Genomic DNA, 329 nt, shown 5'->3' on the forward strand with positions numbered 1-329 from the left:
CTACCCGATCGGTCAAGGTTCCTTCTCTGATGGGATGCCTCTAGGTATCTCCGGTACCTTCAACTTCATGTTCGTGTTCCAAGCCGAGCACAACATCTTGATGCACCCCTTCCACATGTTGGGAGTAGCCGGTGTCTTCGGTGGTAGCTTGTTCTCGGCGATGCACGGTTCCTTGGTGACCTCCAGCCTAGTGCGTGAGACGACCGAGACTGAGTCACAGAACTACGGTTACAAGTTTGGACAAGAAGAAGAGACCTACAACATCGTTGCGGCTCACGGCTACTTCGGTCGTTTGATCTTCCAATACGCCAGCTTCAACAACTCCCGCG

1 pseudogene is annotated in these 329 nt (G+C 53.2%); it reads left to right on the top strand.

The window, feature by feature from the left end:
• Window positions 1-329: pseudogene (locus JUJ53_RS00030) on the top strand (Photosystem Q(B) protein 1); the annotation flags it as partial.

This window comes from Leptolyngbya sp. CCY15150, from assembly GCF_016888135.1.
Classification (GTDB): Bacteria; Cyanobacteriota; Cyanobacteriia; order RECH01; family RECH01; genus RECH01.